At 44.4% G+C, this 14001-nt stretch carries 17 protein-coding genes; 16 read left to right on the top strand and 1 reads right to left on the bottom strand.

Annotation, left to right across the window (positions count from 1 at the left end; translation table 11 throughout):
* The first annotated feature begins 1 nt into the window (after position 1).
* The 5 genes from ATG66_RS20100 (at position 2) to ATG66_RS20080 (ending at position 4356) form a co-directional block, all read left to right on the top strand.
* Positions 2-844: a hypothetical protein gene (locus ATG66_RS20100; protein ID WP_064489088.1), complete on the top strand. Its 843-nt coding sequence runs from the start codon at positions 2-4 to the stop codon at positions 842-844.
* Between the two features lie 32 nt (positions 845-876).
* A complete protein-coding gene (locus ATG66_RS20095; RefSeq protein ID WP_064489087.1) occupies positions 877-1902 on the top strand; it encodes a virulence RhuM family protein in 1026 nt (341 codons plus the stop codon).
* A 560-nt stretch (positions 1903-2462) separates the two neighbouring features.
* On the top strand, positions 2463-3041 hold the full coding sequence (gene mobI / locus ATG66_RS20090; protein WP_257145777.1) for a conjugative transfer protein MobI(A/C): 579 nt from the start codon (positions 2463-2465) through the stop codon (positions 3039-3041).
* Positions 3041-3550, top strand: coding sequence for a hypothetical protein (locus ATG66_RS20085; RefSeq protein WP_098417035.1), 510 nt, complete (start codon positions 3041-3043; stop codon positions 3548-3550). Before mobI ends, ATG66_RS20085 begins: the two co-directional genes overlap by 1 nt.
* 107 nt (positions 3551-3657) lie before the next feature.
* Entirely contained in the window at positions 3658-4356 is a 699-nt protein-coding gene (locus tag ATG66_RS20080) for a hypothetical protein (RefSeq protein ID WP_098417034.1), read from the top strand.
* A gap of 138 nt (positions 4357-4494) precedes the next feature.
* Here ATG66_RS20080 and ATG66_RS20075 read toward each other — a convergent pair whose 3' ends face one another.
* Positions 4495-4818 (bottom strand): helix-turn-helix domain-containing protein, encoded by a 324-nt coding sequence (locus tag ATG66_RS20075; protein ID WP_098417032.1) that lies wholly within the window; start codon positions 4816-4818, stop codon positions 4495-4497.
* Between the two features lie 93 nt (positions 4819-4911).
* Here ATG66_RS20075 and ATG66_RS20070 point away from each other — a divergent pair, with 93 nt between their 5' ends.
* The 11 genes from ATG66_RS20070 to atpF all read left to right on the top strand — a co-directional run bounded on the left by ATG66_RS20070 (position 4912) and on the right by atpF (position 13997).
* Positions 4912-5295, top strand: a complete 384-nt coding sequence (locus ATG66_RS20070) for a hypothetical protein (RefSeq protein WP_098417031.1) — start codon at positions 4912-4914, stop codon at positions 5293-5295.
* Between the two features lie 195 nt (positions 5296-5490).
* Positions 5491-6348 carry a hypothetical protein gene (locus ATG66_RS20065; protein ID WP_098417029.1) on the top strand — a complete coding sequence of 286 codons (858 nt, stop codon included), beginning with the start codon at positions 5491-5493 and terminating at the stop codon, positions 6346-6348.
* Between the two features lie 264 nt (positions 6349-6612).
* Entirely contained in the window at positions 6613-7047 is a 435-nt protein-coding gene (mioC, locus tag ATG66_RS20060; RefSeq protein ID WP_098417027.1) for an FMN-binding protein MioC, read from the top strand.
* Between the two features lie 473 nt (positions 7048-7520).
* Positions 7521-9419, top strand: a complete 1899-nt coding sequence (gene mnmG / locus ATG66_RS20050) for a tRNA uridine-5-carboxymethylaminomethyl(34) synthesis enzyme MnmG (RefSeq protein WP_098417023.1) — start codon at positions 7521-7523, stop codon at positions 9417-9419.
* Positions 9416-10051, top strand: coding sequence for a 16S rRNA (guanine(527)-N(7))-methyltransferase RsmG (gene rsmG, locus ATG66_RS20045; protein WP_098417021.1), 636 nt, complete (start codon positions 9416-9418; stop codon positions 10049-10051). The genes mnmG and rsmG overlap by 4 nt, the downstream gene beginning before the upstream one ends.
* A 10-nt stretch (positions 10052-10061) precedes the next feature.
* Positions 10062-10835, top strand: coding sequence for a ParA family protein (locus tag ATG66_RS20040; RefSeq protein ID WP_098417019.1), 774 nt, complete (start codon positions 10062-10064; stop codon positions 10833-10835).
* A gap of 24 nt (positions 10836-10859) precedes the next feature.
* The gene (locus ATG66_RS20035; protein WP_098417017.1) at positions 10860-11741 is read left to right on the top strand and encodes a ParB/RepB/Spo0J family partition protein; all 882 of its coding nucleotides are present in this window, start codon (positions 10860-10862) and stop codon (positions 11739-11741) included.
* 189 nt (positions 11742-11930) lie between these two features.
* Positions 11931-12320 (top strand): F0F1 ATP synthase subunit I, encoded by a 390-nt coding sequence (locus ATG66_RS20030; RefSeq protein WP_098417015.1) that lies wholly within the window; start codon positions 11931-11933, stop codon positions 12318-12320.
* Between the two features lie 8 nt (positions 12321-12328).
* On the top strand, positions 12329-13141 hold the full coding sequence (gene atpB / locus ATG66_RS20025; RefSeq protein ID WP_098417013.1) for a F0F1 ATP synthase subunit A: 813 nt from the start codon (positions 12329-12331) through the stop codon (positions 13139-13141).
* A 56-nt stretch (positions 13142-13197) separates the two neighbouring features.
* Positions 13198-13452: a F0F1 ATP synthase subunit C gene (gene atpE, locus ATG66_RS20020; RefSeq protein ID WP_002540812.1), complete on the top strand. Its 255-nt coding sequence runs from the start codon at positions 13198-13200 to the stop codon at positions 13450-13452.
* 74 nt (positions 13453-13526) lie between these two features.
* On the top strand, positions 13527-13997 hold the full coding sequence (gene atpF / locus ATG66_RS20015; protein WP_098417011.1) for a F0F1 ATP synthase subunit B: 471 nt from the start codon (positions 13527-13529) through the stop codon (positions 13995-13997).
* Positions 13998-14001: the final 4 nt, after the last annotated feature.

The raw sequence follows: 14001 nt of genomic DNA, 5'->3' as shown, positions 1-14001 counted from the left end.
GATGGACCATGTACTGGCACATATAAAAACTAGAGCAAAAAAACGCATTTTTAAATTGGTTTCTGATCAATCTCTTTTTGACGGAGTCGCAGTCGACTTAAATGCGTGTGTTCCTTACAACCCAGATCATAACCTTGATGAAGATTCATGGTTTAAAATTGAAGGCTTTAGTCAAAAAGAGTTTTGTATTGAGCTACTAAAAAAAGACTATGATTCAAAAGACTACGATGATTTAACCAAAGATAACTTCTCAAAGATTGCCTACTTATTTGCAGTTCAAGGTAATGATTTTTATTTTCAAAAAATTACTCCAAGTCTATTTGTAAAACGCAAAACGCTCGTTTTTGGTGAAGTAGCAGAGATAGAGAAAAGCCAAACACGTTTAGTGATAAACGCTTTACCAGATGCTCTGTACTTCAAAGCGGCAGATACCTTGATATTCAAAAATCTGGCAACAATATCGAGCATATTTAAAGGCATTGATGAGTTATACAAAGAAGCAACAAAAGAAGAGGTTGAACAGTTTTTAGATGCACAGTTTATAGAGCTCGGTAACGACTACAACGTAGATAGCGTCTCAAAACCCAATAGAAAACGTATTGGCCTTGCTATGGCAACACTTGATGCTATGTCTGCTGATGATAAAGCCAACATGCTTGATTATATCGACGGTTACTGCGGTGAACAGAAACTTAAATTCGATAAAGAAAATCAGAAGTTTGAAATATCTAATGACGATGAGTTGAAGTTACTGCTTTATGGCATTGAACAACGCTTTTATACGACCCCATTTGGCAAAGAAAAAAGGCTCGCTAACTCTGTAACCGCTATGGATAAAAAATAGCCCCTTATAAGTAACGTAAGAAGGTTGACTCAATGACCAAAAACACCCCACAAGCTCCGCATGGTGAATTTGTCCTGTTTACCAGTGCCGATGGTAGAACTCGCGTAGAGTGCCGCTTTGAGTCAGATACCTTGTGGCTTTCACAAGCAATGATTGGAGAGCTCTATGGTAAGGCAAAGGCGACTATTAGCGAGCATATTAAAAATATCTTTGCTGAAGGTGAATTGGACGAAAATTCAGTTGTTCGGTTATACCGAACAACTGCGGCTGATGGTAAGTCATACAACGTTCAATACTTTAGCTTACCACTAGTATTAGCTGTTGGTTACCGCGTCCGTTCAAGCCGTGGTACTCAATTCCGCCAATGGGCAACACAAACCTTGGAAGAGTATCTGATCAAAGGCTTCGTAATGGATGACGAGCGTCTGAAAAACCCGCCTGTTGGCCATTCTGCGGTTCCTGACTACTTTGACGAGATGCTCGAACGCATTCGCGACATTCGAGCCAGTGAGCGTCGTGTTTATCTGCGAGTCAAAGAAATCTTTACCATGGCAGCCGATTACGAGCCATCCAACCAAGAAACTAATCGCTTCTTTCAAACCATTCAGAACAAGCTGCATTATGCCTGTACGCACATGACGGCAGCTGAGCTGATTGCTAGCCGTGTGGATGCCAATAAGCCAGATATGGGATTAACCAGTTTCAAAGGTGACGAAGTACGCAAAACAGACGTTACCATTGCCAAAAACTACCTGCGCGAAGATGAGATTAAAGAACTCAATCGCATCGTCAATATGTGGCTCGATTTTGCTGAAGATCAAGCGCTGCGTCGCAAACAAGTGTTCTTACAAGACTGGGCCGATAAGCTAGACCAGTTTCTAAGTTTTAATGATCGGGACGTATTAAGCGGAGCGGGAAAAATCTCCAAAAAGGATGCTGATAATAAGGCGAAATTGGAGTTTGATCGCTTTGCTGAGCAACGCCGCCGTTTAAAAGAATCCGAAGGCGCACTTGCTAATATTGCAGCCCTCAAGGCAATACTCAAAAAAGACAAATAACGCGACTAACTAAGTTGAACCAGCCATGGTACCGACATTGATGTCGGTACCATCGTTCTCGGGTCTGTTATTTATCTCGCCAAAACACCATCTAAAAGCCACTTTGAGATTTCAACTTGCTGTCTCATACAACTGGCATATCGAAAAGCAACCCAAAAGCGCTCTTGCTCACAGCCCACCGCGTGCTGCTCCATGGGCTTTCACATGTGAAAGTACATCATCCCTCATGCACTACAAACAGGCAAAATCCCACAATAATCTAGAAATTTACCGTCACAATCCCATCAAAAAAATAATCGATGCTCAGGTCCCACAATTATTGGAGTACAACGCCCTACATCCCCGCCAAAACAATAAAGCAACGAAAATAATCCGTAGCAACGTCCCACAATGATAGGTATCTGGAAAGTACAGGGATAGGTCCCAGGAGAGGAATCGCTGCCATGCTTCCCAATCAGCGGTGGGACACGAGGAAAATTATGCGCTCAAAAAGGGCAATTACAGATGCATAAGTAACCGTACGTTTGCGCTACCTTGAGCAAAACAAACAAGGAGCCACTATGACTGTATTAAATGAACATTCCGCCGCCTATCAATGGCATCAACGAGCCCAGCAGCGACACCCCGAAAGTGAACAAGAGTGCTTTGAACTCGCGCTATCACAATCGCTAAAAGCCCTTGATGATATAGAGAACTTTGCAATGCAGGAGCCCTATCTGCTTGAGTTTTTAGCCAGTTGCTACGCTAACCAATTTTGGCGAATCCATCGAGCTCATAAGGACACCTCACCTGGCCGCTACGGCTGCCGTGTTCGGGTTCGCAACCATCGCTTTGAAGCGGCTTGGTATTACAACTGGTATCTCAGTGCTAATCAAATGTCACTGAGAAACAACAAAGAACAACGTGTTCGTTCTAAGCATTTATCGAAAGGTAAAGGCTTTCGTTACCCACCGGGTCGCTTTTCAAAAGCCAACGTGAAATGGGAATCCGATCTTATTGAGTACACAGAAGATGCCTTCGCACTGATCCGCGAAATACGGCATGAAATCCTCACCATCAAACAAAAAGCGCAAATTTGTACAAAACGACTTCACAAGCTTCGTGAGCACTTTCAAAAATCCCAAAATGGAGAAGCATAATGACTAAGAAAACCATACCAAACGTCGGTATTACCGACTATTGCGGAGAGCTAGATCTATCAGATTTTGATATTGCACTGCCAGAACAATCTCCGTTGCCAGAATTAATCAAAGATTTACCTCTGTTTGTCGCCGATGAATCGAAGATACTAACGGTTGCGGCTAAAGACCTTGAAGCACGATTGGAAAAGCTGTGCAAAGCTCTGACAGCTGAGTACAAAGTGAAATATCCAATACGCTACAAATTCAAAGTCAAAAAATCAAAAGGCTTACCAGAGATCACATGGTATCGCATCATTCTTCATCGCTATCCAGACGAAGAGCTTGAAGAAAAAGAAGTATCCGAAGGGGTATTGAGACGTTTTTCAAACGCAATGCCCTGGGAGATCCCGCTGTATCTTCATTTGCTAGACCAGATCAACCGACTGGAACAGCGTGTGAAGCCTACAAGAGAACTGTCTAGTCAGGTGAGAAAAACGATGCAAGCGATAAAAAAACTGCAAATTTAGTTCTATCCAATCAGGAAGCTGCATGCCGTGAAATGAAGCTTCTCCCCACAGTTTGCATTTTCAAAATCGATGATACGCTGGTAGTAAAGTGAGGAGAAAATGCTGTGATGAGATTGAAAGTTCAGGTTGAAAAAATCAATGCTGAAAGCATCGATATAGCTTGGTTCGCGGGATTGAACAATCACGGTATCGTTACGGTTCAAATTGCTCAAAGTGAGTTCCGGTGCGCTATCGCGGAGTTAACGGCGGCAAGGTTCTTACTACTCGACAAACAGGTATTCGGGCGCGTACCAAACAGCGGTAAAGGTCTCACACTCAGCCTAACCAAAGAAACAATTTTAGCGGCTAAGAATGAAGCTCTCAAAGCGGCCGCACTGTTTCTGTCCAACCGTCTATCCGGTATCAAACTTTATTCTGACGAGATTGTTGATATCACTCATCCAGAAACAAAAGACATTATTACGCCTTATGCTTCACCCTATCCGACATTTGAGGTTGCAAAACTTGGCACCATCGCCATCAGTAACCATGCAATGCAACGCTACCAACAAAGGCACAAGCAAGGTGATATTCGCAATCCATGGCACAGCTTACAGAAGCAACTCTCCCACCCAAACCTAGAAAAACTGACTTTGTCATCAAGAACACGCTTTCAAAAGCTACTCCGCTACGGAAGCGAGCAACATGAGATTTGGGCCAACCCTACAGGCAATATTTACTTCCAAATTGCATCCTTAGCGGAACACAAGTTAGTTGTGACGGTTTTTTCTCAGGTAACGCATGCTTTCAATGAAATTCATGCTTAGGAAAGCTAAGCTAAACAGAGATAGAAGATACTTACAGGAGGTGAATATGGAACTTTGGATTTGGCTGGGTGGTTTATTACTGACAGTCGCCGCAGTTGGCGGGGTATTTTGGTATTCCGGACGAGAGCGATAGCTTTATTACTGGTCGATGTTATCGAGTTCCTGCCTGATCTGATCAATAAGCGCCTGCTTTTTAGTTTCGCTGAGCTTTTCAATCAAACATGCCAGTTCTGCTGAGCTGTCGGAATCTGAAAAGAAAAACGCAACTGGCACACCAAGCTCCTGAGCAAGCTTTTGTAGCGTACCGATATCGGGCATATGACGCCCTTTTTCATAATGATTCATACGGCCACTCGCTGAACTTGGGTCCATACCTAAACGGATACCAAGCTCCCTCTGGCTGATACCAACGCGATTTCTTGCCTGTTTAAGGCGCTGTGGAAATGGATTTGTTTTAGACAAGTGAGAATCATCATCAACCTACAATGCTTAGATTTTCTAAGTTTTAATTATACCTGTATACTTAGGAAAACTAAGCACAAGATGGAGACTAAGATGAAAACACTAAAAAAGTTCGCACTATTTTGCCTTTTTTGTCTTGGTGCGTTAGTGACTGTATATCAAAGCTGGGGTGTGATGTTGATGGCCTTCCCAAGCGTTATTTGGCTACATAAGCCTCTGGATGTTATCCACAAAAATAAGTACATCGCGTTGTTATTTTGGTTTGTACTCTTTTATATAAACTGGCTATTCGCTAGTGCCGCCGCCCTCACCTATTTCTTCATTCATACCTGGCATTTGCACCAACAGAACATTCCGCTCAATGACTCGTCTTGCGTTAAGCGAGCGCCTCGACGCATCAACCCAAGCACTGGTTTGTTGATGAAGAACAGACACTTTGACATGACAGGTGAAGCTTATGGCTGGAAGATTGATTGATATGGGTAGGTGATGATCACTTTCGCTCCTACTGGGAAGGATCGTAATAACAAAACGATCCATAGCAAAGCCCCCGATCAACAACTGGTGAGTTTAAAGATCAAAAGATATCTCCTGCTTATCCACAATGTGTCAATTTGGTGATCACCCGATAAATAACTGCAAAATCAAATTGTTTTGAAAAGGAAACTTCTCATGAAACCGAAGGCTAGGTTCACTCCATTATCGTTACTCATTTTGCTCACTGGATGCGCCTCTACATCAACTCCTATCCAATATGACAACAGCCACAGCCGTGCTCATAACATTGCTCATGCAGGTGGGCTCTACCAAACAGAAGACAAAGTCATTCCAATGAAAGATTTTGAGGCATTTAAGTTCGCGAAAGCTGCCGCAGGAAATACATTGTTGCTCACGTCTTCAGTAGGCGCGGGACTTGAGTTAAGTGAAGGACTAAGCCTTGGTTTGCTAACATCATTGCTGGAACAGCCTGATACCACTTCACGAAACAGCATTATTGCTTGGATGCCTATACAAGAAGCGACATCCGCTCGAGACGCTCAGCAAAAGTTGCTCTACCACTTCAACGCAGCCATCGAAACCGTGCTTCAAGAACAATCTATTAACTATGAGCGCACGAATGGCAATTCAGAACAAAAGATAGAGTTCTACTTCCATAGTGCAGACTACCAATGTCCAAAATACCAAGCTGGTATGACAAACCAGGACCTATGCTATATCACCGCAGAAGTTTTCGAACCGAGAAGAACGATGTCACCGCCTTTCGTCAACGATGGACAGGAAAGTTTTGCATTTGAATCCAACCATCACGTCTACTACCAGAGATTTAGAATTTCGCCAGGCAAGAATAGTAACATCCCTTCTGATGCACTTTGTGCTGCTATTAGTAGTAAGTTGCCCGATTGGATCTTCATTTATATAGCAAAAGGGAAGATTCACTTTGGTAAGGAAACGATAATCACACCTTACCTGCTAGAGAGTGGAAAACCTCTCTTGTTTGTCGTTGCTGAAGAGAAAGATAGTGAAAGCTGATCCGGTTTCCCACCGTTCCCACTTTTCCCATCCTGATCTATGATGGAAGTCATCTTGGGAAGTAAGAATTTGACCATAAATTGCAATTTGGTCCCCAATCGGTCCCCAAGACGTCGCGCGAGGCCAGCTATTATGGGAAACTTCACTTTCTGTATCGGGAAATAAATAATCGAACGCGCGGTGCTGAGCTTAACTCACACCGCGTTTCTTTTGTACGGCAAGCCATCCATGAGCTTTAGCCGTCGCATTCAATAAGGAAGAAGTATGATCCACATTATTACAGGCAGCACGCTAGGTGGCGCCGAATACGTAGGCGATCACCTCAGTGATCTACTTAATGAAAACGGATTTGAAACCACGATCCACAACCAACCCTCGCTACAATCGATCAAAAATCAAGGCACTTGGCTTGTGATCACCTCTACTCATGGCGCGGGGGAATATCCAGATAATATCCAACCTTTCATCGCCGCATTGCAAGATACGCCACCCAAAATGTCGGATGTGAAGTTTGCCGTGATCGCGATTGGTGACTCAAGCTATGACACGTTTTGTGCTGCAGGTCGACACGCATACGATCTTTTAGAGGATATCGGAGCAGCCCCGATTGCAGACTGCTTTCTCATCGACGTGCTCAATCATATGGTCCCAGAAGATGCGGCAGAAGCATGGTTAAACGAGCACATTGAGCGATTTTAGTCCTCAATTACCCTTCTAACAGAGCCGCCATTCGGCTCTGTTTTTTTTCATGTGAATAACTTTCCCCAAATAACGGCGTTCAACCGCTCAAAAAACAACCAAACAGTCTGTGTATAACAACGGTAATATCCAGTGAATTTCCTTTAGTTATCCAAAGAATAACTTTTATTTTTTTAACCCCTGTGGATAACAAGGCATTTTGATCCCAGCTTATACGCGATCTGATCCAAGCATGATCACAAGATATGATCCAATTAAGATCCATGATCTTGTTGATCATTTTTACGTTATCCACAGAAGAGGTCGATCCTAATAATAGATCTAATAAAAGATCATATATAAAGATCTATTATATATAGGCTTGGAACCTAAAAAAGATAAAGCAAGAAAACGTTTTTCTCTGTGGCATAAAGCAGGTAAAATGCGGCTCCTTTATCTGTCCAATAAATCCTTTGAATACCTGAGGTCAGTTCATGCTTTATCACGAAAACTTTGACGTCATTGTTGTCGGTGGCGGACACGCAGGAACGGAAGCCGCACTCGCATCTGCACGCACAGGACAAAAAACGCTTCTCCTTACCCATAATATTGATACGTTAGGTCAGATGTCTTGCAATCCGGCGATCGGTGGTATCGGTAAAGGTCACTTAGTAAAAGAAGTGGATGCTATGGGCGGTTTGATGGCCGAAGCTATCGACCATGCAGGTATTCAATTTCGTACACTAAATGCCTCTAAAGGTCCGGCAGTTCGGGCGACCCGAGCTCAAGCGGATCGGGCTCTGTACAAAGCGTATGTTCGTAATGCATTAGAAAATGCACCCAATTTAACGTTGTTCCAACAGTCGGTTGACGATCTGATTGTTGAGCAAGATCGCGCCGTTGGCGTTGTAACGCAAATGGGACTTCGATTCCATGCCAAAGCGGTAGTGTTAACGGTTGGCACCTTCCTCGGTGGTAAGATTCATATTGGTATGGAAAGTTCTTCCGGTGGTCGTGCAGGAGATCCTCCTTCGATCGCATTGGCGGATCGATTGCGTGAGCTGCCATTTCGAGTGGATCGTTTGAAAACGGGAACACCACCGCGCATTGATGCTCGCAGTGTCGATTTTTCTGTGCTTGAAGCACAACACGGTGATAATCCTACCCCGGTATTCTCGTTCATGGGGAAGCGAGATCAACATCCTCGCCAGATCCCATGTTTTATCACCCATACCAACGATCAAACGCACGATGTGATCCACAACAATTTGGATCGTAGCCCAATGTACGCTGGTGTGATTGAAGGCATTGGTCCGCGCTACTGCCCGTCTATCGAAGACAAGGTGATGCGCTTTGCGGATAAGAACAGCCACCAGATTTTTATCGAGCCTGAAGGACTTACTACGCATGAGTTGTACCCGAATGGTATCTCGACGAGCTTGCCGTTTGACGTTCAAGTACAAATCGTACGTTCGATGAAAGGTTTTGAAAACGCGCATATCGTACGTCCTGGTTACGCGATTGAATACGATTTCTTCGATCCTCGCGATTTGAAGCAAACATATGAAACTAAATTTATCCACGGCTTGTTCTTTGCGGGTCAGATTAATGGCACAACAGGCTACGAAGAAGCGGCCGCACAAGGCCTAATGGCAGGCTTGAATGCAAGCTTGTACAGCCAAGACAAAGAAGGTTGGAATCCGCGTCGTGATCAAGCTTACATGGGCGTCTTGATTGATGACTTGTCGACCATGGGGACTAAAGAACCGTACCGAATGTTCACTTCCCGCGCGGAATATCGCCTGCTGCTTCGTGAAGACAACGCCGATTTGCGCTTAACTGAGAAAGCACGTGAACTTGGTCTAATTGATGACGTTCGTTGGGCGCGCTTCAACGAAAAAATTAATAACATGGAAACCGAACGTCAGCGCCTAAAATCGACGTGGATGAACCCAAACTCAGAAGGGGTTGAGGCGTTAAACCTATTACTGAAAACGCCAATGGCACGTGAAGCAAGTGGTGAGGATCTGCTGCGTCGTCCTGAGATGAGCTACGCTCAGTTGACTCAATTGGATGCGTTTGCACCAGCGCTAGAGGATCAACAAGCGGCTGAGCAAGTTGAAATTCAAGTTAAATACGATGGTTACATCAAACGTCAGCAAGATGAGATTGAAAAATCCCTTCGCCATGAGAACACAAAACTGCCGGCGAATATCGACTACAGCGACGTGAAAGGTTTGTCGAATGAAGTGGTGGCCAAGCTGACGGAAGCGAAGCCTGAAAGCGTTGGTATAGCTTCGCGTATTGCCGGTATTACCCCGGCAGCTATCTCGATTCTACTCGTTCACTTGAAGAAGCACGGTTTGCTGAAAAAAGGTGAGGAAGAGTCATGAGTGCACTTCGCACAAAACTGGATGCGCTGATCGCGCAAACCGAGTTAAATGTCTCAGATAGACAGCGCGAGCAGTTAGTCGGTTACGTTGAGCTGCTCGATAAGTGGAACAAAGCGTACAACTTAACATCCGTGCGAGATCCGCATGAGATGTTAGTAAAACATATTCTTGATAGTATAGTGGTTAGCGCTCACTTACCCGGTGAGCGATTTATAGACGTTGGTACAGGTCCTGGTTTACCAGGGATTCCACTGGCGATCATGGCGCCGGAAAAAACGTTCTTCTTGCTCGACAGTCTTGGTAAACGGATTCGTTTTATTAAGCAAGTCGTGCACACGTTAGGGCTGGTAAACGTGACACCCATTCAAAGTCGCGTCGAAGAATTCCAGCCGGAAGAAAAATTTGATGGCGTTTTAAGTAGAGCTTTTGCTTCAATGACGGACATGGTGGAATGGTGCCATCATTTGCCGGAAGAAGAGCATGGGGTGTTTCTAGCGCTGAAAGGACAGCACCCTAAAGATGAAATGGATCAGCTTCCTGAGTGGTGCAGTGTGATAGAGATCATATCTTTGGCTGTTCCTGAGCTGGAAGGTGATCGTCATCTAGTAATCTTATCGCGTAAGGAAAATTAGCGAGGTAGTCGTGGGTAAAATTGTAGCAATCGCCAACCAGAAAGGTGGGGTCGGCAAAACAACAACGTGCATTAATTTAGCGGCTTCGATGGCGGCAACAAAGCGCAAGGTTTTGGTGATCGATCTCGACCCTCAAGGCAATGCTACGATGGCCAGTGGTGTGGATAAATACATGGTTGACGCCACGGCGTACGACCTTCTGGTCGAAGATACTCCGTTTGAGCAAGTGGTGTGCACCCAAACAACGGGGAAATTCGATTTAATTGCGGCGAACGGTGACGTTACTGCCGCTGAGATTAAATTGATGGAAGTGTTTGCTCGCGAAGTGCGGTTGAAAAATGCATTGTCGTCAGTTCGCGATAACTATGATTTCATCTTTATTGATTGTCCTCCTTCGCTAAACCTTCTTACAATCAACGCCATGGCAGCCGCTGATTCTGTGCTGGTGCCGATGCAATGTGAATACTTTGCGTTAGAAGGTTTAACTGCTCTTATGGATACGATTAGCAAATTAGCGGCCGTGGTCAATGAAAACCTCAAAATAGAAGGTTTACTGCGTACGATGTACGATCCGCGTAACCGCTTGTCTAATGAAGTATCTGATCAACTTAAAAAACACTTTGGTAATAAAGTTTACCGCACGGTCATTCCGCGTAATGTTCGTTTGGCCGAAGCGCCAAGTCACGGAAAACCTGCGATGTACTACGATAAGTACTCTGCAGGTGCCAAAGCGTATCTTGCTCTAGCAGGCGAAATGCTCCGCCGCGAAGAAATCCCAGTTTAACACTAACCTAAGGAATTCAATCCCATGTCTAAGCGTGGTCTCGGAAAAGGACTGGATGCGTTATTGTCGACCAGTTCGTATGCTCGTGAAAAACAGCATATCGCATCACACAGCCAAGAATTATCGGCGGATGGTGAGTTGACCGATTTGACAATAGGTCAATTGCAACCGGGCGTATACCAACCGCGTAAAGATATGGCACCGGAAGCGTTGGAAGAACTGGCTGCTTCGATTCAGTCTCAAGGTATCATTCAGCCGATCGTGGTTCGTCAAGTGGAAAATGGTCAGTTTGAGATCATCGCTGGTGAACGACGTTGGCGTGCAGCGAGGCAAGCAGGCTTAAGGCGTGTACCTTGTTTGGTGAAAAAAGTTGAAGATCGCGCTGCGATAGCGATGGCGTTGATTGAAAACATTCAACGTGAAGACTTGAATGTGATTGAAGAATCTCAAGCCTTAGAGCGCCTACAAGATGAATTTACACTAACGCATCAGCAAGTCGCCGAAGTAATTGGTAAGTCGAGAACGACCGTCAGTAACTTACTACGGCTAAATCAGCTAGAGTTAGACGTGAAAAATTTGGTTGCCGATAAACGGCTTGAGATGGGTCATGCTCGTGCGCTCTTGGTATTGCAGGGCGAACAACAAGTGGAAGTCGCTCACCTAGTTGCGAAGAAGCAGATGACCGTTCGCCAAACCGAACAGTTAGTAAAAAAGTGCTTAGCTCCACAAAATGAGCAAAAAGCGCAACAAGAAGATACCGAAGCTGAGCAAATATCGCATAAATTGAGTCAGCAGCTTGATGCGAAAGTTTCTCTGACCCGTTCTGTAAACGGAAAAGCGAAATTGACGATAAGTCTTGATGATCCTCACAGATTAGACCAACTAATTGCTAAGCTTGAGGCCTAAGTGAGATAATTGATTTAGGTCAATTAATCTAATTAATCAAATTTTGTGCGAAAGTTGTCGTTTTGTAAACAAAACTGTAAGTTTTTGATGCAATCGAATTGCTTTACGTTGAACTGAACGTATAATTTTCGTCAATTTCCCTGCACAGAGAGTTTAGTGCGAAGTGGATATTACTAGAGGTACGAATACATGGTAGCTGCGTTAGCTAGACCAGGACGAGAGCTCGCAAGGCAATTGTTAATGATCCAGTCTGGCGCGGTTATTTTTGTGGCGGCAGGAATGGCGGTAGCCGTAAATCCTGATTGGGGACTTTCAGCGCTGATTGGCGGAGGCATTTTTGTTGTTGCCAATGCTGTATTCGCTCTGTGTGCTTTCATGTTTAGTGGAGCACGCGCTGCCAAGCGCATCGCGGCTTCCTTCTATGCGGGGGAAGTACTGAAAATTCTCATCACGGTTGCACTGTTCTATGTTGCCTACATGTATATGCAGGTGGAACTTGTTCCCCTCAAACTAACCTATTTGCTGGTACTAGGTATTAATATCTGTGCACCAGTGCTATTCATTAACAACAAAAAATAGGATGAGTTATGGCTGCGCCAGGTGAAGCGCTAACATCGTCCGGATACATTGCCCACCACCTTTCTAACCTATCGCTGTATAAATTGGGTTTAGTAGGGTCGGAGACAAGTTTCTGGAACGTACATATCGATAGCCTGTTTTTTTCTTGGTTTACTGGTTTAATTTTCCTTGGAATTTTTTACAAAGTAGCAAAGAAAACAACAGCAGGTGTACCGGGTAAGCTTCAGTGTGCTGTAGAAATGATCGTGGAATTTGTCGCTAATAACGTCAAAGACACGTTCCATGGACGCAACCCACTGATCGCGCCTTTAGCACTGACTATCTTTTGTTGGGTATTCTTGATGAACGTGATGGACTTAGTTCCTATCGACTTCTTACCTTACCCAGCAGAACATTGGCTAGGTATTCCTTATCTTAAGGTTGTACCGTCTGCTGATGTGAATATCACCATGGCTATGGCTCTAGGCGTTTTTGCCTTGATGATTTACTACAGCATCAAAGTGAAAGGTCTAGGTGGATTCGCAAAAGAACTTGCACTACATCCATTCAATCACCCACTCATGATCCCGTTTAACCTATTAATTGAAGTGGTATCGCTACTCGCGAAACCGCTATCACTGGGTATGCGTTTATTCGGTAACATGTTCGCAGGTGAGGTTGTATTCATTCTTTGTGCGGCAATGCTACCATGGTACTTACAATGGATGGGTTCACTACCGTGGGCAATCTTCCATATCTTGGTTATTACGATCCAAGCCTTCGTATTTATGATGTTGACAATTGTTTATCTGTCAATGGCACACGAAGATCCTGATCATTAATTTTTTTAAGCTTTTTATTTGGGCACTAAGCCAACAACTATAAATTGGAGATAGTAATGGAAACTTTACTGAGCTTTTCTGCAATCGCGGTAGGTATTATCGTCGGTCTTGCTTCTCTTGGTACAGCGATTGGTTTCGCACTACTAGGTGGTAAATTCCTAGAAGGTGCAGCACGTCAACCAGAAATGGCTCCTATGCTACAAGTTAAGATGTTCATCATCGCGGGTCTGCTTGATGCGGTTCCAATGATCGGTATCGTAATCGCGCTACTATTCACTTTCGCAAACCCATTCGTTGGTCAACTAGGTTAATCACCTTCAACTCGGGACGAGCGATTAGCGCTTGTCACTGATTAACACTAAGTCCAAATAGAGGGGTAGCTGTTGTGAACATAAACGCAACTCTGCTAGGTCAAGCAATTTCGTTCGCACTGTTTGTGTGGTTCTGCATGAAGTATGTATGGCCGCCAATTATGCAAGCGATTGAAGAACGTCAGAAGAAAATTACTGATGGTCTTCAAGCAGCAGAACGTGCTGCAAAAGACTTGGATCTAGCACAAGCCAACGCTTCTGATCAGTTGAAAGAAGCGAAGCGCACAGCAACTGAGATCATCGAGCAAGCGAATAAGCGCAAGTCTCAAATTCTTGATGAAGCTCGCGAGGAAGTTCAGGTAGAACGCCAGAAAATCCTAGCGCAAGCAGAAGCAGAACTTGAAGCTGAGCGCAATCGTGCACGCGATGAGCTGCGCAAACAAGTTGCTACTCTGGCTGTAGCTGGTGCTGAGAAAATCCTTGAGCGTACTATCGATAAAGATGCGCAAAAAGATATTCTCGACAACATTACTGCAAAACTTTAAGTCT

Source organism: Vibrio sp. ES.051 (assembly GCF_002563795.1).
Classification (GTDB): domain Bacteria; phylum Pseudomonadota; class Gammaproteobacteria; order Enterobacterales; family Vibrionaceae; genus Vibrio.
Note: the sequence above shows the minus strand (reverse complement) of the source record. Positions and strands in the feature narration are given on the sequence as shown.